23 protein-coding genes and 2 tRNA genes are annotated in these 22392 nt (G+C 54.0%); 11 read left to right on the forward strand and 14 right to left on the reverse strand.

Annotation, left to right across the window (positions count from 1 at the left end; genetic code table 11):
* Window positions 1-187: 187 nt before the first annotated feature.
* The 3 genes from pykF to ACJ9N4_RS09275 form a co-directional block, all read right to left on the reverse strand.
* A complete protein-coding gene (gene pykF / locus ACJ9N4_RS09265; protein ID WP_182271183.1) occupies window positions 188-1609 on the reverse strand; it encodes a pyruvate kinase PykF in 1422 nt (473 codons plus the stop codon).
* Between the two features lie 377 nt (window positions 1610-1986).
* A complete protein-coding gene (locus ACJ9N4_RS09270; RefSeq protein ID WP_182918554.1) occupies window positions 1987-3132 on the reverse strand; it encodes a trans-sulfuration enzyme family protein in 1146 nt (381 codons plus the stop codon).
* Between the two features lie 11 nt (window positions 3133-3143).
* Window positions 3144-4514, reverse strand: coding sequence for a pyridoxal-phosphate dependent enzyme (locus ACJ9N4_RS09275; RefSeq protein ID WP_411500417.1), 1371 nt, complete (start codon window positions 4512-4514; stop codon window positions 3144-3146).
* A gap of 400 nt (window positions 4515-4914) precedes the next feature.
* Here ACJ9N4_RS09275 and ACJ9N4_RS09280 point away from each other — a divergent pair, with 400 nt between their 5' ends.
* The 4 genes from ACJ9N4_RS09280 to fumD all read left to right on the forward strand — a co-directional run bounded on the left by ACJ9N4_RS09280 (window position 4915) and on the right by fumD (window position 7757).
* Window positions 4915-5937, forward strand: a complete 1023-nt coding sequence (locus tag ACJ9N4_RS09280; protein WP_182918552.1) for a methionine ABC transporter ATP-binding protein — start codon at window positions 4915-4917, stop codon at window positions 5935-5937.
* Entirely contained in the window at window positions 5930-6598 is a 669-nt protein-coding gene (locus tag ACJ9N4_RS09285; protein ID WP_182271187.1) for a methionine ABC transporter permease, read from the forward strand. Before ACJ9N4_RS09280 ends, ACJ9N4_RS09285 begins: the two co-directional genes overlap by 8 nt.
* Window positions 6599-6626: 28 nt before the next feature.
* On the forward strand, window positions 6627-7439 hold the full coding sequence (locus tag ACJ9N4_RS09290) for a MetQ/NlpA family ABC transporter substrate-binding protein (protein ID WP_182271188.1): 813 nt from the start codon (window positions 6627-6629) through the stop codon (window positions 7437-7439).
* A 108-nt stretch (window positions 7440-7547) separates the two neighbouring features.
* Entirely contained in the window at window positions 7548-7757 is a 210-nt protein-coding gene (gene fumD, locus ACJ9N4_RS09295; protein WP_008500615.1) for a fumarate hydratase FumD, read from the forward strand.
* On the opposite strand, the gene ACJ9N4_RS09300 is transcribed toward fumD, so the two are convergent.
* The 4 genes from ACJ9N4_RS09300 to ACJ9N4_RS09315 are packed head-to-tail and all read right to left on the reverse strand — an operon-like array spanning window position 7738 to window position 10831.
* Window positions 7738-8424 (reverse strand): amino acid ABC transporter permease, encoded by a 687-nt coding sequence (locus ACJ9N4_RS09300; RefSeq protein WP_182918551.1) that lies wholly within the window; start codon window positions 8422-8424, stop codon window positions 7738-7740. The genes fumD and ACJ9N4_RS09300 overlap by 20 nt on opposite strands.
* Window positions 8408-9184, reverse strand: a complete 777-nt coding sequence (locus tag ACJ9N4_RS09305; RefSeq protein ID WP_395122044.1) for an amino acid ABC transporter permease — start codon at window positions 9182-9184, stop codon at window positions 8408-8410. The genes ACJ9N4_RS09300 and ACJ9N4_RS09305 overlap by 17 nt, the downstream gene beginning before the upstream one ends.
* The gene (locus tag ACJ9N4_RS09310) at window positions 9184-9999 is read right to left on the reverse strand and encodes an amino acid ABC transporter ATP-binding protein (protein WP_411500418.1); all 816 of its coding nucleotides are present in this window, start codon (window positions 9997-9999) and stop codon (window positions 9184-9186) included. Before ACJ9N4_RS09310 ends, ACJ9N4_RS09305 begins: the two co-directional genes overlap by 1 nt.
* Before the next feature lies 1 nt (window position 10000).
* Window positions 10001-10831 carry an ABC transporter substrate-binding protein gene (locus ACJ9N4_RS09315; protein WP_411500419.1) on the reverse strand — a complete coding sequence of 277 codons (831 nt, stop codon included), beginning with the start codon at window positions 10829-10831 and terminating at the stop codon, window positions 10001-10003.
* A gap of 242 nt (window positions 10832-11073) precedes the next feature.
* Here ACJ9N4_RS09315 and ACJ9N4_RS09320 point away from each other — a divergent pair, with 242 nt between their 5' ends.
* Entirely contained in the window at window positions 11074-11241 is a 168-nt protein-coding gene (locus ACJ9N4_RS09320; protein WP_182271193.1) for a hypothetical protein, read from the forward strand.
* Window positions 11242-11399: 158 nt separating this feature from the next.
* On the opposite strand, the gene ACJ9N4_RS09325 is transcribed toward ACJ9N4_RS09320, so the two are convergent.
* Window positions 11400-11540: a hypothetical protein gene (locus tag ACJ9N4_RS09325; protein WP_003857665.1), complete on the reverse strand. Its 141-nt coding sequence runs from the start codon at window positions 11538-11540 to the stop codon at window positions 11400-11402.
* A gap of 125 nt (window positions 11541-11665) precedes the next feature.
* Here ACJ9N4_RS09325 and ACJ9N4_RS09330 point away from each other — a divergent pair, with 125 nt between their 5' ends.
* Window positions 11666-12448, forward strand: coding sequence for an MBL fold metallo-hydrolase (locus tag ACJ9N4_RS09330; protein WP_411500420.1), 783 nt, complete (start codon window positions 11666-11668; stop codon window positions 12446-12448).
* A gap of 73 nt (window positions 12449-12521) precedes the next feature.
* Entirely contained in the window at window positions 12522-13157 is a 636-nt protein-coding gene (locus tag ACJ9N4_RS09335) for a carbonic anhydrase (RefSeq protein ID WP_182271195.1), read from the forward strand.
* Window positions 13158-13360: 203 nt separating this feature from the next.
* On the opposite strand, the gene ACJ9N4_RS09340 is transcribed toward ACJ9N4_RS09335, so the two are convergent.
* The 3 genes from ACJ9N4_RS09340 to mdtK all read right to left on the reverse strand — a co-directional run bounded on the left by ACJ9N4_RS09340 (window position 13361) and on the right by mdtK (window position 15045).
* A tRNA-Val gene (locus tag ACJ9N4_RS09340) sits at window positions 13361-13437 on the reverse strand.
* Between the two features lie 4 nt (window positions 13438-13441).
* A tRNA-Val gene (locus ACJ9N4_RS09345) sits at window positions 13442-13518 on the reverse strand.
* A 153-nt stretch (window positions 13519-13671) separates the two neighbouring features.
* Window positions 13672-15045: an MdtK family multidrug efflux MATE transporter gene (gene mdtK / locus ACJ9N4_RS09350; RefSeq protein ID WP_182918546.1), complete on the reverse strand. Its 1374-nt coding sequence runs from the start codon at window positions 15043-15045 to the stop codon at window positions 13672-13674.
* Window positions 15046-15270: 225 nt separating this feature from the next.
* Between mdtK and ACJ9N4_RS09355 the strand changes: the two genes are divergently transcribed.
* Entirely contained in the window at window positions 15271-15912 is a 642-nt protein-coding gene (locus tag ACJ9N4_RS09355) for a riboflavin synthase subunit alpha (RefSeq protein ID WP_182918545.1), read from the forward strand.
* Between the two features lie 28 nt (window positions 15913-15940).
* On the opposite strand, the gene cfa is transcribed toward ACJ9N4_RS09355, so the two are convergent.
* Entirely contained in the window at window positions 15941-17089 is a 1149-nt protein-coding gene (cfa, locus tag ACJ9N4_RS09360; RefSeq protein ID WP_182271198.1) for a cyclopropane fatty acyl phospholipid synthase, read from the reverse strand.
* Between the two features lie 299 nt (window positions 17090-17388).
* Complete coding sequence (gene punC / locus ACJ9N4_RS09365) at window positions 17389-18588, reverse strand: purine nucleoside transporter PunC (protein ID WP_182271199.1); 1200 nt, start codon at window positions 18586-18588, stop codon at window positions 17389-17391.
* 115 nt (window positions 18589-18703) lie between these two features.
* Here punC and punR point away from each other — a divergent pair, with 115 nt between their 5' ends.
* Window positions 18704-19615 carry a DNA-binding transcriptional activator PunR gene (punR, locus tag ACJ9N4_RS09370; RefSeq protein WP_182271200.1) on the forward strand — a complete coding sequence of 304 codons (912 nt, stop codon included), beginning with the start codon at window positions 18704-18706 and terminating at the stop codon, window positions 19613-19615.
* A gap of 17 nt (window positions 19616-19632) precedes the next feature.
* Here punR and purR read toward each other — a convergent pair whose 3' ends face one another.
* Window positions 19633-20658: an HTH-type transcriptional repressor PurR gene (gene purR / locus ACJ9N4_RS09375; protein WP_182271201.1), complete on the reverse strand. Its 1026-nt coding sequence runs from the start codon at window positions 20656-20658 to the stop codon at window positions 19633-19635.
* A 298-nt stretch (window positions 20659-20956) separates the two neighbouring features.
* Here purR and ACJ9N4_RS09380 point away from each other — a divergent pair, with 298 nt between their 5' ends.
* Window positions 20957-21046, forward strand: coding sequence for a YnhF family membrane protein (locus ACJ9N4_RS09380; RefSeq protein ID WP_042319665.1), 90 nt, complete (start codon window positions 20957-20959; stop codon window positions 21044-21046).
* A gap of 164 nt (window positions 21047-21210) precedes the next feature.
* Window positions 21211-22377: an MFS transporter gene (locus ACJ9N4_RS09385; RefSeq protein WP_182271202.1), complete on the forward strand. Its 1167-nt coding sequence runs from the start codon at window positions 21211-21213 to the stop codon at window positions 22375-22377.
* Window positions 22378-22392: the final 15 nt, after the last annotated feature.

Below are 22392 nucleotides of genomic sequence, written 5' to 3' on the forward strand. Positions count from 1 at the left end.
ATCGAATCAGACCATTTTGCGTAAAAAGCTATGTTAAAAAAGGCATTTTTCATCGGATTCATCTTAGATAATTCGCAATTAAATAGAGAAACCCGATTTGCTTTTTGAATAGATTTGGCTAATGACAGGAATAAAAAAAGCGTCCCGAAGGACGCTTCTTATCAAAAAATAATTCGTTCGGGAATTATTACAGTACGTGAACAGATGCTGTATTGGTCGTACCTGATGGAACCAGGGCACCCGAAACCATCACAACAACGTCGCCTTTCTGTGCCAGGCCGCGTTCAACGAGCTGCAGAGCCACTTCTTTACCCAGACGGTAGAAATCATCAGTAGAAGCGATCTCTTTCACCAGGTGTGGAACCACGCCTTTGCTCAGTACCAGCTGACGAGCAGTGGTTTCGTTGGTGGTCAGCGCCAGGATGGTCGCGTCAGGGAAGTATTTACGTACTGCGCGGGCAGATTTACCACCCTGGGTTGCAACCACGATCAGTGGCGCTTCCAGCTTCTCAGCGGTTTCTACTGCACCACGGCACACAGCTTCAGTGATGCGCAGTTTGCGGCTGTCGTTGTTATAGTCCAGACGGCTTTTCATCACGCGATCGGTACGTTCGCAGATGGTCGCCATGATGGTCACCGCTTCCAGTGGGTATTTACCCTTCGCGGATTCGCCGGACAGCATAACGGCATCAGTACCGTCGAGGATGGCGTTAGCCACGTCGCCTGCTTCTGCGCGGGTTGGACGTGGGTTTTTGATCATCGAGTCCAGCATCTGCGTTGCAGTGATAACCACTTTACGTGCGCGAACACATTTCTCGATCATCATCTTCTGCGCGAAGATCACTTCTTCAACCGGGATCTCAACACCCAGGTCACCACGTGCAACCATGATGCCGTCAGACGCTTCGAGGATTTCGTCGAAGTTGTTCAGGCCTTCCTGGTTTTCGATTTTGGAGATGATCTGGATCTTCTCGCCGCCGTGGGCTTTCAGATGCTCACGGATTTCAACCACGTCGGAACGTTTACGGATGAAGGATGCTGCAACGAAGTCAACGCCTTGTTCGCAACCGAAAATCAGATCTTGTTTGTCTTTTTCAGCCAGTGCTGGCAGCGCGATGGAAACGCCTGGCAGGTTAACGCCTTTGTTTTCGCCCAGGTCGCCGTTGTTCAGTACTTTACAAACAACGTTTTTACCTTCGATAGCGGTCACTTCCATGCCGATCAGACCATCGTCCACCAGAACGGTGTTACCGACGGACAGATCGCTGGTGAAGCCTTCATAGGTCACAGCAACGATTTCGCTGTTGCCGATAACAGACTTGTCAGTGGTGAAGGTGAAGGTCTGGCCTGCTTTCAGAGAAACGTCGTTACCGCCTTCCAGTTTAATGGTGCGGATTTCCGGGCCTTTGGTGTCCAGCAGGATCGCGGCTTTTTTACCGGTCTTGCTCATCACGTTGCGCAAGTTCTGGATACGCTGACCGTGTTCTGCGTAATCGCCGTGGGAGAAGTTCAGACGCATAACGTTCATGCCGGCGTCCAGCATTTTGCTCAGCATCTCTTCAGATTCGGTTTTTGGGCCGATGGTGCAAACAATTTTCGTCTTTTTCATGACAGTCTTAGTCTTTAAGTTGGGAAGGATATGGGAATCTCGCTCCGGGGGCGCACCGCCGCGGAGTCAAACCTGTGTTGCGAAATTGGCTATGGCACGCACTAAGGATAGGTGACATCAAATGAGCGTGCAGAAGAAAGTGTGCCTGAGTTTCAGCCCAACGAGAGAGAGGAGAAGTTGTACGTTGTTTTTTGTATTCCAAGCGCTGAAACCATTCACCAGGGATTAGGCGCGCATTATACGCTGGTTTTCAGACAAAAGGAAAATGAAAACAGCGTTTCAAAAACATTCTGTGAAGATCCACACAAGATTGTTATCAAGGCGTTAAGGTATCATGACATCTTATAGCGGCAGACCGATTGCCTGCCGCATTTTGTTTAATTTTTCAGTGACTGGTTGAGGTCGGCAATCAGATCTTTTGCATCTTCAATCCCGACTGACAGGCGGATCAACTGCGGCACAATACCGTTGGCCAGACGTTGTTCCAGCGGAATAGAAGCATGGGTCATGCTGTAAGGCTGGCTCACCAGACTTTCCACACCCCCCAGGCTTTCGGCGAGGGTAAACAGTTTCAGTTTGCGGATAATCTCTGCTGCGCGTTGCGCATCACCTTTCACCACTACCGAGATCATCCCGCCCGGCAATGCCATCTGCGTGCGGGCGAGGGAATACTGCGGGTGCGATTCCAGTCCCGGATAAAATACTTTTGCGACCTGAGGGTGCTGTTCCAGCCATTGCGCAATGGCCAGAGCGTTGGTGCTGTGCTTTTCCACTCGCAGCGCGAGGGTACGGATGCCGCGAAGCGTCAGGAAACTGCTGAACGGATCCAGTACACCGCCGACCGCGTTTTGCAGGTAGCCCAGTTTGTCTGCCAGCACTTTGTTATCACCCACCACCGCCAGCCCGGCCACCACGTCTGAATGGCCGTTAAGATATTTGGTGGCAGAGTGCACCACAATATCAAAGCCGAACTCCAGCGGTCGGTGAATGACCGGTGAGGCAAAGGTGTTATCCGCCACGCTGATAATATTATGGCGACGGGCGATTTCTGCGATGGCAGCAAGATCCGCCAGCTTAAGCAGCGGGTTGGTTGGTGTTTCTACCCAGACCATTCGCGTATCCGGGCGAATGGCAGCCTCGAGTCCCGCGACATCGTCCGGTTTAACCCAACTGACCCGCAGGCCAGTGCTGTGCTTGCGCACGTTTTCAATCAACCGATAGGTTCCGCCATAGACATCATCAATTGCGACGATATGACTGTCTTTATCCAGCAGCTCCAGCACAGTAGAAATGGCTGCGAGACCAGAAGCAAAGGCATAGCCGCGCGTGCCACCTTCCAGCGTGGCTATCGCGGTTTCCAGCGCATGGCGGGTTGGGTTGCCGCTGCGGGAATATTCGTAGCCGGTATGTTCTCCCGGTGACGGTTGCGCAAACGTCGAGGTGGCGTAAATTGGTGGCATAACTGCGCCGTGACGATCGTTAAATTCACCGCTGTGTACACTCAGGGTTGCCAGGTTTTTCATCGTTTATTCCTTTATTGTGGTAGACGGTTGCGCCAGGCGGTAAGGACATCGCTGCGCGTAATCAGACCCAGAAAACGGTCATGGTCGGTGATCACGGCCACCAGACCCCGGTCGAAAAGGGTCGTCAGGGCGCTTTCCGGCGCATGTTTATCGAGAAACTCCACCTGGCGCGTCATTGCTGCTGTCACGGGAAGGGTGAAACGATCGCCGTCGCCGCCGATGTGCCGCAGCAGATCCCATTCATCGATAATGCCCACGACCTTGCCGTTATCCAGCACCGGTAACTGAGAGATGTCGTACAGACGCATCCGTGCCAGCACGGTGGAAAGCGTGTCATCCGGGGCGGCGGCGACGGTCGCGCCTTCATCGTGGCGCAGGGCAATGTAGTCAGAGAGATCGCCTGCCTGCGGGCGAGAAATCAGCCCCTGCTGGCGCATCCAGTCATCGTTGAACATTTTCGACAGATACTTGTTCCCGCTGTCGCAGGCGAAGGTGACGACACGTTTTGGCGTGGTCTGGGCCTGACAATATTTCAGCGCCGCTGCCAGCAACGTGCCGCTGGAGGAGCCTGCCAGAATACCTTCCGTTTTCAGCAGTTCGCGTGCGGTGGTGAACGCTTCGCGATCGGTGATGCGCCAGGCGCGGTTCACCCCTTCGATATGCGCCAGCGGCGGAATAAAGTCTTCGCCGATCCCTTCAACCAGCCAGGAGCCAGCATCGTGGTAGCGTCCGGTTTCCACCTGGTCGGCGAGAACGGACCCTGCAGGGTCGGCCAGCACGAATTCCGTGTGCGGGGAGTGTTCGGCAAACCATGCCTGCAGACCGCCCAGCGTTCCGCCGGAACCCACGCCGACCACAATGGCGTCAATGTTGCCGCCAAGTTGTTCATACAGTTCCGGTGCCGTGGTGGTGCGGTGCGCCAGCGGATTGGCTTCGTTATTGAACTGGTCAATGTAAAACGCGCCGGGAAGCTCGTCCGCCAGGCGCTGGGCGTAATCCTGATAATAGGCCGGATGCCCCTTGTTGACGTCGGAACGTGTCAGCACCACCTGAGCACCCAGCGCCCGCAGGTGGAAAATCTTCTCGCGGCTCATTTTGTCCGGCACCACCAGGATCAGCGAATATCCTTTCTGGGCGGCAATCAGGGCCAGACCGAGGCCGGTATTTCCCGCCGTGGCCTCAATAATGGTACCGCCCGGCAGCAGCAAACCGTTGCGCTCCGCTTCATTAATCATCGACAGCGCAACGCGATCTTTAATCGAGCCGCCGGGGTTTTGGTTTTCCAGCTTCAAAAATAGCGAGCACGGGCCGGTATCGAGTTTATGCAACTGGATAAGCGGCGTCTGGCCAATCAGCTCGGTGACGGAATGGTAAATCGTCATGGTGTTTTCCTTTCAGGAGGTCATGACGGGATGATAGGGCGATGAAAAATTCCCGATAAAGAACGATTCACTGTCATTTAGAACAGAAAAGCATATTCATGCTGATTTCGGATGTCAGGATGGTGAGACGTAAAGTGCTCTGGATGTGAGGATGGCTATATCGGCATGAAATGCGGAAAAAATAACCATTTTCACCGGAGATGCCCCGTGAGATATGCAATCCGCAGATAATCATTGCTGAAATTGGTCTATTGGCTTTCAACCCGGTGATGCCGCTTCTTATTTCCTGAGGTTATAACAAATTCCTTTTTGGTCATTTAAAACCTGATATCGCCTGTTTACACTCATTTGGACATCCATACTGCTAAACCGCTATATGCGGAACGGATTGCGAATAAGAATGATCGTACTCAGGAATATTTCGAAGGTTTTTGATAACGGAAAGGTGGCACTCACTGCCGTTGATAACGTCAATCTGACGGTAGAACAGGGACAAATTTACGGCATTATTGGTTACAGCGGCGCAGGGAAAAGTACCCTGATCCGTCTGCTGAATGGTCTGGAAAAACCCAGCACCGGCAGCGTCACCATCAATGGACAAGACATCTCTGCCGCAAAGGGTGAAGCGCTGCGCCAGGCGCGGCTGAAAATCAGTATGGTGTTCCAGCACTTCAACCTGCTGTGGTCGCGCACGGTAAACGAGAACATCGCTTTTTCGATGCAAATTGCCGGGGTGCCTAAAGCCAACATCAAGGCTCGCGTGGCCGAGCTGGTGGCGCTGGTCGGCCTGAAAGGTCGCGAGAATGCGTATCCGTCCCAGCTGAGCGGCGGGCAAAAGCAGCGCGTCGGTATTGCCCGCGCGCTGGCGAATAACCCGGACGTGTTGCTTTGTGACGAGGCAACATCCGCCCTTGACCCACAAACCACCGATCAGATCCTCGATCTGCTGCTGGACATTAACCGTCGTTTCAAACTGACCATTGTGCTGATCACCCACGAGATGCACGTGGTGCGCAAAATCTGTGACCGCGTGGCGGTGATGGAAAATGGCAAAGTTGTGGAAGAGGGGGATGTGCTGAACGTCTTTACCCATCCGCAACAGCCAATTACCCGGCAGTTCGTGCGTCAGGTCAGCCAGTACGCTGAGGAAGAGACATTTAATTCGGCGCTGGCGAATGAGCTGGAAGGCTCGGTCATCCGGCTGACCTTCACCGGACACAGCACGCATAAGCCGATCGTGGGTGAGTTAACGCTGCGCTACGGCCTGCCGTTTAACATCCTGCACGGGAAAATGACGCAAACAGCCCACGGTGTTTTTGGGCAACTCTGGGTGCACGTGGTGGCATCTGATGAGCAACTGAACAATATCCTCGCCGATCTGCAGCACAGTGATATTGAAGGCGAGGTAATTAAGCATGGCTGAGGATCTTTTTCCGCATCTGAAGTGGGATCAACTGTGGGCAGCCACGCAGGAGACGCTGTACATGACCGCACTCTCCGGCGTGGCAACCTTTGTACTGGGGATTGTGCTTGGCCTGGCGCTGTTTTTGACTGCGCGCGGTGGTTTGTTCCACAACCGTGCGGTGTATAGCGTGATGTCGATTGTGGTGAACGTGTTCCGTTCGGTCCCGTTCATCATTCTGATCGTACTGCTGATCCCGTTCACCAAGACCGTCGTCGGTACCATCCTCGGGGCAAACGCCGCACTGCCTGCCCTGATTGTGGGGGCTGCGCCGTTCTACGCGCGTCTGGTCGAGATTGCTCTGCGTGAGGTGGACAAAGGGGTAATAGAAGCAACGCGCTCGATGGGCGCACGACTGAGCACCTTAGTGTTTCGGGTTTTACTGCCGGAGTCATCACCTGCACTGGTTTCAGGTATTACGGTGACGCTGATTGCGCTGGTGAGCTACAGCGCAATGGCGGGGGTGATTGGCGCTGGCGGCTTGGGAAATCTGGCTTATCTGGAAGGATTCCAGCGCAACCACGGTGACGTCACGCTGGTGGCAACGGTGACTATTTTGATCATCGTTTTCATTATCCAGTTCTGCGGCGATGTCATTACTTCACTGTTAGACAAAAGATAATTTCTAATAACACACAGGAACCATCATCATGAAAAAAACACTGACACTGATCGCCGCCGCAACCCTGAGTGCCCTGAGCTTTGCCTCCTGGGCGGACACCCTGACGGTGGGGGCGTCCAACACGCCGCATGCCGAAATTCTGGAGCAGGCGAAGCCGATTCTGGCGAAGCAGGGTATCGATCTGGAGATCAAACCCTTCCAGGACTACATTCTGCCAAACACGGCGCTGGCGGGGCATGACATTGACGCCAACTACTTCCAGCACATCCCTTATCTGAACAGCGTGCTGAAAGATCACGCTGGCGATAAGGATTACGATTTTGTCAGCGCGGGGGCGATCCACATTGAGCCAATCGGTATCTACTCCAAAAAATACAAATCGCTGAAAGATTTGCCGGCAGGCGGCAAAATCATCATGCGCGATGCCGTTTCTGAAGAGGGGCGAATTCTCTCCATCTTTGAGAAAGCGGGCGTGATCAAGCTGAAGCCGGGCATCGACAAAGTGACCGCACGCATCAGCGATATCGTCGAGAACCCGAAGAAGCTGCAGTTCACGCCTAACGTAGAAGCGTCTCTGCTGCCGCAGATGTACAACAACGACGAAGGTGCTGCGGTAGTGATCAACGCCAACTACGCGATTGATGCCGGTCTGGATCCGGTTCACGACCCGATTGCAGTTGAGAGCGGTGAAAACAACCCGTATGCCAACATCATTACCGTACACCGTGGCGATGAGAAGAAGAAAGATATCGTTGCGCTGGTGAATGTGCTGCACTCTAAAGAGATTCAGGACTGGATCCGCACCAAATACAAAGGCGCGGTGATCCCTGTAAATAACTAATTGTTTGATTTTGTGAATGAAGCCCGGTGATTTATTCATCGGGCTTCTTTTTTGTATCCGGGCGATGAATCAATTAAGCTGAGTTTTTGAAGCAATGGAGTGAAGCCAATGGGCAATGTGACCAAAGACGAAGCGCTGTACCAGGAAATGTGCCGGGTGGTAGGTAAGGTCGTTCTCGAAATGCGTGATTTAGGGCAGGAGCCGAAGCATATTGTGATTGCCGGTGTGCTGCGTACCGCGCTGGCGAACCAGCGCGTCAAACGCAGCGAATTGACAACGGAAGCGATGGAAACGGTGGTTAAAGCGCTGGCCGGTTAATGCGCCAGCGTTTTGCAAGCTGTTCGAGGGAACAGCAGAGCAGGTAGTAGACCACCCCTGTAAAGATAAAAATAGCTGCCGGGTAGATTTGCACCCGGTTGTTCACCTGTCCCGCCACCGTGGTCAGTTCCGGGACGTTCACAATAAACGCCAGCGATGTATCCTTCAGCAGGCTGATAAAAATCCCCACCAGAGACGGCAGAATATTGCGTATTACCTGCGGCAGTAGTACACGCCACAGGGTTTGCTGAGTGCTAAATCCCTGAGTCAACGCGGCTTCATACTGTCCGCCGGGTAATGCACTCAGCCCGGCCAATACCGAGTGCATTACCGTTGCCGCTGTAAACCAGGCCAGCGCCAGCGTTACGGTGAGGGCACCCGGCAGATCGCCGCCCGTGATGAGCGGCAGAAGATACCACATCCAGAAAATCACGAAGATCAACGGGATACCGCGAATCAGTTCCGCCCACAGGAAGAGCGCTTTGCGTACGAGACCCGGACAGCGCCAGGCCAGGCAGGCGAGGGCAATACCGCCGGGCAGTGCCAGTCCCGCCGCGCCAGCGGCCATCAGTAACGAGAGCAATACCCCGCCAGGCTCACCGGCTGCCGCACGTCCCCACAGCAGATAATCCAGGTTATCCGTAATAACATTAAGTCCGGCAATCATGTTTTTCACTTCCTGTTGCGACCGTCGCGTGGTGTTTCCGTTTCACAGAGGGGCCAATGCGCACCAGCGCCATGCCCATCGCCACGCCAGTGAGCAAGTACAGTACGGTTCCCACGGTAAACGCCTCCAGCGCATGAGCGTTGTAGCTTTCAATCTGCCGCACCTGGTAGGTCAGCTCTGCAAAGCCAATTCCGCTGGCGAGTGAGGAGAGTTTCATCAGGTTGAGATATTGCCCGACGACAGGCTGCCAGGCATTAGCCAGGCCTTGCGGCAGAAGGATATAGCGAAACAGCCGCCACGCAGAGAACCCCTGTGCCAGCGCCGCCTCCCGTTGCCCGGCCGGGACGGAACGTAGCCCGGACTCCACCTCTTCAATTAAAAAGGCGGAGGTGAACACCCCCAATCCCCAGGCGGAACATAAAAACTCGGGTGTGAACCACCAGACACCACCCGGCAGGATCGACCAGCTGTGATCTGCGTTCACCAGATCGCGAAATGCGAGGGGAAGCCCGTTCCAGGCCGCGAAATACCAGAACAGCAGTTGCACCAGTAAGGGGGTATTGCGAAACAGTGAGACCCAGCAACTGACGACCCCATTGCCAAACCGGCCACCGGAGAGGCGCAGGAGCAGAAAAAGCAGGGCGAGAAGGCTTGCCAGAATCGCCCCGGCGAGCGTGACCCACAGCGTGGTCAAAAAACCGGATAAAATCCATTGCAGGGGCTGTCCGGTCAGCACGCCCTGCCAGTCGAGCGCGGGCATTACAGATGCTCCTGATGCAGCGGGTTCAGCACTTTTTGCAGGAAACGCTGCGCACGCGGATGCGACGGCTGACTGAAAAATTGCTCCGGCGGTGCGGTTTCCAGAATCTGTCCGCCGTCGATAAAGACAATCCGGTCGGCAATTTCCCGGGCAAATTGCATCTCATGTGTCACCACAATCATGGTGATCCCGCTGTGGGCAAGGGCTTTCATCACGAACAAGACTTCGCCGATCATTTCCGGATCGAGCGCGGAGGTAGGTTCATCGAACAGGATGATTTGCGGGGAAGAGGCCAGGGCGCGGGCAATTGCCACGCGCTGTTGCTGGCCGCCAGAAAGCTCGGCGGGAAAATGGTGGGCTTTTTCCAGCATCCCCACGTTTTCCAGCAATGCCTGCGCCCGTTCCTGTGCGGGCTGCGGCTTCCAGCCGTGAACATGTTCCAGAGCCAGGGTGATATTCTGGCTGGCGGTGAGATGGGCGTAGAGATTAAATTGCTGGAACACAAACCCAACGCGGCTGCGTAGCTGGCGCAGTGCCGCACCGGACAGCTGCCCGGTAGGGGTGTTGTCGATCAGGATTTCGCCGCCGTTCAGGGTTTCAAGCTGGTTGATAAGCCGGATTAGGGTCGATTTACCGGAACCCGAAGGGCCGAGGATAGCAACCACTTCGCCAGGCATAATGCTGAGGTTAATGCCTTTTAAAACGTGATGGTCCCCGTAGCGTTTGACGACGTCACGAAACTCGACGCTGGCATGTTCCAGATGTGAAAAATCCGCGGCACGAGCCGCGGAGCGTGAAAATAAACCTGAGAGCATATTACTGGGCTTCTATTTTAAAGGCGCGAGGCTGTGGGGATTGGGTTTGTGGGCCAAACCAGGCATCATAAATTCTGGCGGCCTGGCCACTTTTCTCCAGATTCACCAGTTCATCATTGACGACCTTCAGCAGTGCCGTTTCGCCTTTTTTCACGCCGACGCCAATCTCTTCTTTGCTGAGCAGGTCGGGCAGAATTTTGAAGTTGGCTTTATCCGGAGCCTGCGCCAGCAGACCTGCCAGGATGGTACTGTCCTGAGTGATCGCCTGCACATTACCGTTACGCAACGCCGTCAGCGCCAGCGGAATATCGTCATAAGAGAGCACGCGGGACTGCGGGAAGCGCTGATGCAGAGCCTGTTCACCCGTTGTTCCTTTTACCGCGCCAATACGCGCCCGGCTATAGTCGTCCAGCTTATTGGCCGATTTGGCCGGAACCAGGAACTGTTGTCCGGTGACGAAATAGGGGGTTGAGAAATCAACGACCTGCGCACGTTCCGGGGTGATGGTGATATCTGCCACAATCAAATCCGCTTTGCCGGACTGCAGCAGAGGAATACGGTTGGCCGGGTTGGTGGCAACCAGCTCAAGCTTCACGCCCAGCGCTTTTGCCAGTGCGTGGGCAAAATCGACGTCATAACCTACGATGTTATGGGTTTGGGCATCGATTGCACCAAACGGTGGGTTGGCGTCAAACGTGGCGACTTTTACCACCCCTGCGGCCTTGATATCCGCCAGTTGATCTGCCTGTGCCTGCAGAGAAAGCATGCCGCCCGCCACCAGTAAACCCAGCGCAATGACCTGTTTTTGATATCCTTTTTTATTTTCTGCCATAGTAATACGTCTGCCCCTCATTGTTGTTTTGTCCGGTTACGCTCCCATAAGCGAACGTTCTCGCCAAATAAGAAATTGTTCTTTGCTATGAGTGAAAAAGCATTAGTGAACAAGGTGTTACTGACAGGTGAAGCAATGGGGCTATTTGCGGATCCTGCACATCAACAGTGGATATTGGTATTTCCCCTGCACAGAATTTGGGTGCTTAACTGAGGGCATGTTGAGCGAAAGGGGTAAAGACGATGAAAAAGTGGATAAGCACGTTACGGCGGTTTTTGGCGACCCGACCTGCGAATGCGGAGAACAGCGCGCAACGTGTTCTTGAGTCAATACTGCCTGTCGCCAGCCTGTATGGCGTGGACGTTGCCAACATCGACCCGGAGTGGTTCCATGATAAAACGCCACGCTGAACTGCGCCGCACGCGCGAAATGTACTGGAATGAGCTGTGCGAAACCACTGGGGAAAGCGAGCGTCGGTTTACTGCCGGGAAGGAGACATCACGCGCAAAGGGATGGGCTGAAAAAGTCACACCAATAAAAAAGCACCGGGGTGTCCGGTGCTTCGCGATCAGATTTTGCAGGCATCGCCGCAGTCATCGTCAGCAACAATCGCCTGGGCTTTTTTGTCTGCGTCGTCCAGACGTTCCGCGTTGCGCTCTTCTGCTTCATCCAGTCCATTAAAGACTAAGTTATCGAGATCAATTTCCATGTTGCACCTGCTTTGTTCGGTTTTTGATACTGGCACAGTATAGGGCAAAAAACGCCGGCAATGTAGCGCGCAGCACATAAGGATAATCCCTGCCATACTCAGAGCTTAATTGCTGAGGAAAGCGCATGATTACACTCTGTAAAGCCTGCGGTACTTCTTATGGGACAACGCCAGACAGATGCCCGATTTGCGAGGATGAACGCCAGTATGTTCCGGTGACTGGCCAGGAATGGATTGATGTGGCTGCGTTGACAGCCACCCATACCAACACATGGCAGCAGCTCGAACCACGGCTGTTCAGCATCAGAACGGTACCGTCCTTTGCCATTAACCAGCGCGCAATTCTGTTACTCACTCCGCAAGGCAATATTCTGTGGGATTGCATCGCGAACCTCGACCCGGCAACCAAAACGTTGATCTCGGCGCTGGGCGGTATCAGCGCGATCGCGATTTCGCACCCCCATTATTACACCACGATGCAGGACTGGTCCGCGGCCTTCGATGCTCCTGTCTATTTACATGCCAGCGACAGAGAATGGGTGATGCGTAGCAGCACCGCGATCCACTTCTGGGAGGGAGACGCGCTGGACATCATGCCGTCGGTGACGCTGCTGCGGACTGGCGGTCACTTTGCGGGCGGCACGGTGCTGCACTGGCATGACGGAGAGGGGGTTTTACTGGCAGGTGATATTTTGCAGGTGACGCCGGGGAAAAATGCTGTCTCGTTTATGTGGAGCTACCCTAATATGCTCCCGCTGTCGGCGGGCACGGTCGAACGGGTGATGCACCATTTGCAGGGCAAGATGTTTGAACGGCTCTATGGCGCATTCGAAGGTCAGAACATCCTGGCGAAGGCCAGTGAGATTGTGCAGCGGTCGGGCCAGAAATATATTGCTTGTCTGAAGTAAAGCGCGGTGGGTAAACTTTCAGAGTGTGATCCAGATCGTGCCTAAACTCAAAACAGATAAAAGAGATATTGCTATGCAACATATCATTGAAGGTTTCCTCAACTTTCAAAAAGAGGTTTTTCCGCAACGTAAAGAGCTCTTCCGCAGTTTAGCGTCCAGCCAGAATCCCAAAGCGCTGTTCATCTCCTGCTCCGACAGTCGCCTGGTTCCGGAACTGGTCACCCAGCAAGAGCCGGGACAGCTCTTTGTCATTCGTAATGCTGGCAACATTGTGCCACCTTTCGGGCCTGAGCCAGGCGGTGTCTCTGCCACCATCGAATATGCCGTGGTGGCGTTAGGCGTAACGGATATCGTGATCTGCGGCCACTCTAACTGTGGTGCGATGAAGGCGATTGCCGACAACGCGAACCTGGAGCCGATGCCTGCGGTTTCCCACTGGCTGCGCTACGCTGATGCGGCAAAAGCGGTTATTGAGAATAAAACCTGGGATAACCCTACCGATAAAGTGAACGCGATGGTGCAGGAAAACGTGTTTGCGCAGTTGAGCAACATTAAAACGCACCCATCGGTTGCGGTGGGGCTACGCAACAATGCTATCCGCCTGCACGGCTGGGTATATGACATTGAAAGCGGCGACATTCGTGCGCTGGATAAAGAGACGAAAACGTTCATCTCGCTGTCTGAAAACCCGGACGTCTTCTTCGAGTAACGACTGACGCTTTTTTGTATTCCGAAAGCACCTGAAAATCGTATCCCAGCGGATAAGGGTGCTTTGGGCTGTTTTTATACGACGGGTATGCATGCGGTGTAAAACGTTTTGAGTCTGCAGAGAGCTATTACAGAGTGGGATGAAACAAGGCGTAATATGCGGGATTTTTTAAGGGAGAATGCACCAAATCAGGAAAACTGAAATGGTGCGTCCGAGTGGACTCGAACCACCGACCCCCACCATGTCAAGGTGGTGCTCTAACCAACTGAGCTACGGACGCAGAATGGTGCGTTCAATTGGACTCGAACCAACGACCCCCACCATGTCAAGGTGGTGCTCTAACCAACTGAGCTATGAACGCAACGTGTTGTCGGTGACAACGGGGACGAATATTAGCGGCACAGCCTCAATGAGGCAAGAGGGAAAATGCATTTTTCTCTCTGATTTCACGTGATTGCTTCATTACCGCGCAAAGTGAAGAGAAAGTAGCCGCCAGCAGGCGGCTACTGCCCATTTAACGCGCGGCGCGTTGCAAAATCACCGTCGATGGCTGGCGTTGCAGGAAGCGCATACGCATCATCATCATGATGGCGGCGGAGGTCAGACCGATGATAAAGCCCATCCAGAAACCGGCTGGCCCCATGCGATCAACCACCAGGTCGGTGAGCGCCAGGATGTAACCACACGGCAGGCCCAGCACCCAGTAAGCAATGAAGGTGATAAAGAAAATGGAACGCGTATCTTTATACCCGCGCAGCACGCCGCTGCCGATCACCTGAATAGAATCGGAAAGCTGATACACGGCAGCCAGCAGCATCAGGTGTGATGCGAGCGCCACAACCTCCGGGTTGTCATTGTAGAGCAGGGCAATTTGCTCACGCAGCGTGATGGTAAAGAGTGCCGTACAGGCTGCCATACAGACCCCCACGGCCAGCCCGGTACGTGCGGCGGTTTGTGCATCAAGAGTTGAACCCTGTCCCAGACGGAAGCCCACGCGGATGGTCACGGCAGCTGCCAGTGACATCGGCAGGACGAACATCAGGGAGCTGAAGTTCAGCGCAATCTGGTGTCCTGCAACGTTCACAATGCCCAGCGGGGAGACCAGCAGAGCAACAACGGCGAACAGTGTCACCTCAAAAAACAGCGCCAGCGCAATAGGAAGCCCCAACTGTACCAGACGCGTCAGGATGCTCCAGTCCGGTGTGCTGAATCGGTGTTCATTACGAATATCACGCATGGAACGGGCATGTTTAATGAAGGTGAGCATGCTGAAGAACATCACCCAATACACTGCCGCTGTCGCCACGCCACAGCCTACGCCGCCAAGTTCCGGCATACCGAAGTGACCGTAAATAAAGACATAGTTCACCGGAATGTTCACCAGCAGGCCGATAAAGCCCATCACCATACCCGGTTTGGTTTTAGCCAGACCTTCACACTGGTTACGTGCCACCTGGAAGAACAGGTAGCCCGGTGCGCCCCAGAGCAGGGCACGCAGATAGCCGACGGCTTTATCGGCGAGAGCCGGGTCAATATTATGCATGGCGCGGATGATATGGCCGGCGTTCCAGAGCACCACCATGATGAGTACCGAGACACACCCGGCCAGCCAGAATCCCTGGTGAACCTGATGGGCAACGCGATCGCGTCGTCCGGAGCCATTTAGCTGAGCGATGACTGGCGTGAGCGCCAGCAGCAGGCCGTGGCCGAATAGAATAGCCGGGAGCCAGATGGAGGTACCTATCGCAACGGCAGCCATGTCGGTGGCACTGTAGCCACCCGCCATCACCGTATCCACAAATCCCATTGCGGTCTGGGCCACTTGCGCGATGATCACTGGTATAGCCAGTGCCAATAACTGGCGCGCTTCGTTCGTGTACTTCTGCACGTGAACACCTTTATATTGTTGTTATTTGAGAGACTAAAAAAGCCGCCGTAACTGGCAGCAAGAAGAAAATGCAGGGGAGTACCCGCTATTGTAGCTGGGTTTAACTAATTATCTAGTGAAAAAATCGCCAGAAAATGCGCTCTGCTGGCAACCTGTTTTTCCAACTGTTATTGTGGTGGGATTAAACGGTGTCACCACCGTCCGGAAAAAACAGGAGTTGTAAGCATGTTTACTGGTATTGTGCAGGGCACCGCCAAAGTGGTGTCTATTGATGAAAAACCCAATTTCCGCACTCACGTGGTGGAGTTGCCGGAATATATGCTCGAGGGCATTGAAACCGGAGCCTCGATTGCACATAACGGCTGTTGCCTGACGGTGACCGAAATAAACGGTAACCAGATTAGCTTTGATTTAATGAAAGAAACACTGCGCATTACCAATCTGGGTGAGCTGGCGGTGGGGGATACCGTAAACGTCGAGCGGGCGGCGAAGTTCAGCGATGAGATTGGCGGTCATCTGATGTCGGGCCATATCATGACAACCGCAGAAGTGGCGAAAATCGTGACGTCGGAAAATAACCGTCAAATCTGGTTTAAAATGCAGGACCCGACATTAATGAAATACGTCCTGTATAAAGGATTTATTGGTATTGATGGTATTAGCCTGACGGTAGGGGAAGTGACGCCAACGCGTTTTTGCGTGCATTTAATTCCTGAAACTCTCCAGCGCACCACGCTGGGGGCGAAAAAACTGGGTCATCGTGTGAATATCGAAATTGATCCGCAAACCCAGGCGGTAGTGGATACCGTTGAGCGTGTGCTGGCGGCAAAAGAGGCCGCAGTAATAAAAGCAGCAGACGAAGAATAAAAATAACCCCGGATATCCGGGGTTATTTTTATCGGGCGACACGGAGCCCATGTTCAATCCCACGGCTAAAGACCACCTGCCAGAGCTGAATATCTCGCGCCCGGAACGCGCCTGCGCAGGCATTCAGGTAATAGCTAAACATCCGTTTAAATCGCTCGGAATAGTTGTCCGCAATCTCTGGCCAGGACTCCTGAAAACGTGTGTGCCATGCCATCAACGTGGTGTCGTAATCCGCGCCGAAGTTATGCCAGTCTTCGACAACGAAATGAGGCTCACTGGCGTTCGCTATCTGGCGTACGGAGGGTAAACACCCGTTCGGGAAGATGTATTTGTTGATCCACGGGTCAACGTTATTGTCAGTGCGCTTAGAACCGATGGTATGCAATAAGAAGATACCGTCAGGTTTCAAATTACGATCCGCCACCGCGAAGTAAGTCGCGTAATTTTTAGGGCCCACATGCTCGAACATGCCAACGGACACAATACGGTCGAACTGTTCGTTCAGATCACGGTAATCCTGAAGCCGGATATCAACATCCAGCGTCTGACAGCGTTCCTGCGCCATTTTTTGCTGTTCAGCGGAAATAGTGACACCCACTACGCTGACGCCGTAGTGTTTCGCCATAAAATACGCCAGCCCACCCCAGCCACAGCCAATATCCAGCACCCGCATACCGGGCTGTAACTGCAGTTTTTCGCAAATCAAACGCAACTTATCCTGCTGTGCCTCTTCAAGGGTGGACGCCTCTTTCCAGTAGGCGCAGGAGTATTGCATGAAAGGGTCGAGCATACGGCTGAACAGGTCGTTACCCAGATCGTAATGCTCTTTGCCGACGATCCACGCCCGTTTTTTATTTTGCAGATTGAACAAACGGGTAGAGGCGACACGCAGCGTGTCTTTCAGGTTGCGAGGGAGTTGGTTTTCCAGACCCGCGCGTAACACGCTGGAGAAAAAGATATCCAGCCGTTCACATTCCCACCAGCCGTCCATATAGCTTTCACCCAGGCCTAACGATCCCTCCTGCAATACGCGTTTAAAAAAATCGGGATGCTTAACCTGCGGATCGGAAGGGGACGATCCGTTAATCGTGATGCCTGCACGGCCTAACAGCTCACTGACGATCCGGGACCAGTTATCGTCCGGAATGTTGACTTCTTCTATACACGATGAACTCATAGCTTCTCCATCACCTTGCTGTGATCAGAACCTTCAAACAGCGTAGACGCTTTTTATGGTTTGTGAGAAATCTCACGGTAATTAACCGCGAGGCTAGTATCCGACGTAGAACAGAGGAAGGGAGATAACCCTTGCCGAAATGCCTTCCCTGGTAAAACGGGAGCACTCCGGCTCCCGTTAACACTTAATATTTATCGTATTTAATCGAACCAAATTTAGTATAGGCCTCAAAATTTGGTGATTCAATAAAAAATTCTTAGCAACCTAATCACTGAAATGCAACATAATTTCGGGTGCGATTATGCATGTGTGGTTTCCGCCTGAGTGCTGTCATTCTGCTCACGTTGTGCTGATGACTGCATACGATAGCCAATGGCGGCCAGCGCAACGGTAACCAGCATCACGCTGGTGGTGGTCAACAGCGGCGTGGCAATCAGTGCAGAAACCACCAGGCTTGCCAGGAAGCACAAACCCAGTTGCAGGGTGTTTTGCAGCGCAGCTGCACGCCCTGTCGCCTGTGGGAACGGACGTAACGCCTGCGCCACGACGATAGGGTAAATAGCACCGTTAGCGACCGCCATTACACAGAATGGAATCAAAATTTCGGCCAGACCAACGTGTGGGATAAAGCCAACAGACCAGGTACCTATCACGCTTAATGCATACAGACCCAGTAACCAGGGCAGCATTTGCTGACCCTCCCATTTTTGCAGCGCGGCGCGACAACCGTAGCCACCGACCAGGAAGGCGATAGTTTGCGGAACATAGCTCAGACCGATGGCGGCCGGGCTATACCCCATATCGTGCAGAATAAACGGTGAACCGGTCAGCCAGGCGAAGAAGCTCGCGGAACAGGCGGCGTAAATCAGTACGTTTCCACGGTAGGCTTTGGTGCGCAGTAACGAAATAAACGTAATGGGTTTTGCCCCGGTATGCGTCTCTTTTTTATGTGCAGGTTTGAGGGCGAATGCCGGCAGCATCAACACCAGAGTAATGGCAAACAGCGTGGCGAAGATCGCCTGCCAGTCGAAATGCGCCAGGATCCAGCTGCCCAGCAGCGGGGCGAGTGCCGGTGAGAGGCCCACCAGCGGCATAATGGTGGCGAAAATGCGGTTGGTGCGTGACGCCGGGTAATAGTCAGTCACCAGCGCCTGCCAGGTCACGGCAGCGGCGCAGACGCCGACAGCCTGAACAAAGCGCAACACCAGCAGCCAGGCCGCATCGCGTACCCATAACATGCCCAGACAGCCCACGGCAAAAATAGCCAGACCCAGTAACAACACAGGTTTACGGCCGAAGCGGTCGGAGAGCGGCCCCCAGAGCAGCTGTGCGAAGGCAAAACCGGCGAGGAACAGACTCAGGCTGGCGCTGATGGCTGCAGCTGGCGTTTGTAAATCTTCCTGCATCGCGGCGAAAGCGGGCAGGTACATATCGGTGGCTAAAAAGCCCAGCACGCTTAAGCCGCCGAGCCAGACTAAAAATCCTTTCCTGGGTTGCATGGTTTTATTCTCTTTAAGGAGGCAGGGGTATGTTGGCGCAGAGTGTAGGGAGTGCAAACCGGCTTGTGAAACGCTAATATTTGGCGGGTGCATTCAAATTTTTTGCAGGCAGAAAATGTGGTCAGATTATTCTCTTGAAGTCGTGGATGCTGTCGCACGCAACGGCAGCTTTAGTGGTGCAGCGCAGGAGCTGCACCGTGTCCCGTCGGCGATCAGCTATACGGTGCGTCAGCTGGAGGAGTGGCTGGCAGTACCGCTGTTTGAGCGGCGTCATCGCGATGTGGAATTAACGCCCGCAGGAGCGTGGTTTTTGAAAGAAGGGCGTTCTGTTATCAAAAAAATGCAGATCACCCGTGAACAGTGTCAGCAGATAGCCAACGGCTGGCGAGGGCATCTTTCCATTGCCGTGGATAACATCGTCAAACCCGAACGTACCCGGCAGATGGTTGTTGATTTTTATCGCCATTTCTCGGATGTCGAGCTGCGCGTGTCGCAGGAGGTGTTCAACGGTGTCTGGGATGCGCTGGCGGACGGCAGGGTAGAGATGGCGATTGGCGCGACCCAGGCAATCCCCGTTGGGGGGCGCTATGCGTTTCGCGATATGGGGATGCTGAGCTGGAAATGTGTGGTGGCCAGCGATCACCCGCTGGCAGCAATGGAGGGGCCGCTGAGTGACGATACACTACGCAACTGGCCGTCGCTGGTGCTGGAAGATACCTCGCGTTCGCTACCCAAGCGTATTACCTGGCTGCTGGATAACCAGCGACGGGTGGTTGCGCCGGACTGGGCATCTTCTGCGACCTGTCTCAGCGCCGGGCTGTGCGTGGGGATGGTGCCTGTCCATTTTGCCCGTCCGAGGATCGACACCGGCGAATGGGTTGCGCTGACGCTGGAGAATCCGTTCCCGGATGCGGCCTGCTGTCTGACCTGGCAACAAAACGATGTATCGCCCGCGATGGCCTGGCTACTGGATTATCTGGGAGACAGTGAAACGCTGAACCGGGAGTGGCTACGGGAGCCAGCTTAGCTGGCTCCGTATGGCGATTAACGACGGTAGTCGCGGAATGGACCATCCGCAACGGAACGACGTTCGATGAGACGCGGGTGAACTTCAATGGACTGTGACTCTTCGCGCTTGCTGACGATCCTGTCCATCAGCATATTGAAGGCCGTTTCACCCAGTGAGTCTTTCGGCTGGTGAATGGTGGTCAGCGCCGGGGTGAAGAAGCGCGAGTTACGCACGTTGTCATACCCGATCACAGAAATATCCTGCGGCACGCGCAGACCCAGCTCATCCGCCGCACAGAGTGCGCCCATCGCCATGATGTCCCCGCCACAGAAGACGGCGGTGGGGCGGTGCTGTTGGGAGACAATCTGCTGCATGGCGCGATAACCGGATTCCGGCTCAAAGTCGCCCTGCACAATCCAGTTTTCCGGTACGGTGATCAGCGCTTCTTCCATCGCTTTCATAAAGCCCGCCAGACGACCGGCACCGGTATTGCGCTCAAGCGGACCCGGGATCACGCCAATCTCGCGGTGGCCGCGCTCGACCAGATAACGACCTGCCATATAACCACCTTCAAAGGCGTTATCGATGACGGAATCGGTGAAATCGGCGCGCGCTTCACCCCAGTCCATGACCACCATCGGAATATGGCGGTACTCTTCCAGCATGGAAAGAACAGACTCCGGGTATTCGGAACACATCACCAGAAGGCCATCCACGCGCTTTTGTGCCATCATCGACAGGTAGGCACGCTGTTTTTCAATGCTGTTCCATGCGTTGCCCAGAATCAGGGTGTAGCCTTTCTGGAAACAGTTTTTCTCTACCGCTTCAATGATCTCGGCAAAATAGGCCGCTTCACTGCTGGTGGCCAGCAAACCAATGGATTTGGTGTGATTAACCTTGAGGCTGCGAGCCACCGCACTTGGTGAGTAGTGCAGTTCTTTGATGGCTGCCCAAACGGCATTACGCGTCTCTTCCGCAACAAAGCGGGTTTTGTTAATTACATGTGATACGGTTGTAGTGGAAACGTTTGCGCGTTTTGCTACGTCTTTAATTGTTGCCATTAAATGTCACTCCAGACCATATCCTAAGCTCCTGAAAAACTGGAAGGTAAACGTTTGCCTTCTCTCACCCTTATCTCGCAACTTTTGAATTGCGGCACGCCAGGAAAACGACACGGGACGTCAGGAGGGGGTCAATGGCCGGTACGCTAATAAATTTAGCGTGGAATTTTGTCCTATCTTGATGAAAAGGGGAAGAGCAAAAGTGGTTATCAGTTTAAATCCAGGAAGATTTTTGATGTAAACTGTGTAAAAATGAGCAAGCTCACTTTCCGTGTGGGGATTAAAAGGAGAAAAATTGATGAGTTCCGATCTGAAGTTTTCACTGGTGACCACCGTTATTGTGCTGGCTTTGATTGTGGCTGGCGGTCTGACTGCTGCATTGCACTGATTTACGCGGAGGGAGAGTGTACTCGCCCTCCGGATCTCCCGATTGTTACTCCTCTGGCAAAAATCTTTTGCCAATTTGTTAACTTCTCATTTTTTGTGATTGATGTCATGCTTTTGACTTCTTTGTTCTGTGTCGCGTGATGACACGGCATCCGGAGTTGACTCATGAAAATCAATTTTCCTCTGCTGGCCCTGGCGATTGGCGCTTTCGGGATTGGCACCACTGAATTCTCCCCAATGGGGTTACTGCCTGTTATCGCCCGGGGCGTGGACGTCTCTATCCCTGCGGCCGGTATGTTAATCAGTGCTTATGCCATTGGTGTGATGGTGGGGGCTCCGCTGATGACGCTGCTGCTTTCGCATCGCGCCCGGCGCAATGCGCTGATTTTCCTGATGGCTATCTTTACGCTGGGCAATGTGCTCTCCGCCATTTCACCGGATTACACCACGCTGATGCTGTCACGGATCCTGACCAGTCTTAACCACGGCGCATTCTTTGGGCTGGGGTCTGTTGTGGCGGCAAGTGTGGTACCAAAACACAAGCAAGCCAGCGCGGTGGCAACCATGTTTATGGGGCTGACGATCGCCAATATTGGTGGCGTGCCTGCTGCCACCTGGCTGGGAGAAGTGATTGGCTGGCGTATGTCTTTCCTCGCCACCGCTGCGTTGGGGGTGGTCGCGATGGTGGCGCTGTTCTTCTCCCTGCCAAAAGGCAGTGTCGGTGAACGCCCTGAAGTACGCAAAGAGCTGGCGGTGCTGATGCGCCCTCAGGTACTTTCCGCGCTGCTGACCACTGTGCTGGGGGCCGGGGCGATGTTCACCCTCTACACCTATATTTCCCCGGTGCTACATGATATCACCCACGCAGCGCCGGTCTTTATTACCGCGATGCTGGTGTTGATCGGCGTGGGCTTTTCCATCGGCAACTATCTCGGCGGGAAACTGGCCGATCGTTCGGTGAATGGAACGCTGAAAGGCTTTTTAACTCTGCTGATAGTCATCATGGTGGCGATCCCGTGGTTGGCGCGTAACGAGCTGGGGGCAGCTATTGCGATGGTGGTATGGGGTGCGGCAACGTTTGCCGTGGTTCCTCCGCTGCAGATGCGCGTGATGCGTGTCGCCCATGAAGCACCGGGTCTTTCGTCTTCCGTCAATATCGGGGCATTCAACCTGGGTAATGCGCTGGGAGCGGCGGCCGGTGGGGCCGTGATTTCAGGTGGGCTGGGTTACAGCTTTGTGCCGGTGATGGGGGCAATCATTGCCGCACTGGGCCTGCTGTTAGTGATGATGTCAGGTCGTAAACAACCTGAAACGGCCTGCGTCGCAGAATAAACAAAAACGCAGAAG

Origin of the sequence: Enterobacter sp. LM3 (assembly GCF_046622475.1) — a bacterium.
GTDB classification, from domain to species: Bacteria; Pseudomonadota; Gammaproteobacteria; order Enterobacterales; family Enterobacteriaceae; genus Enterobacter; species Enterobacter cloacae_P.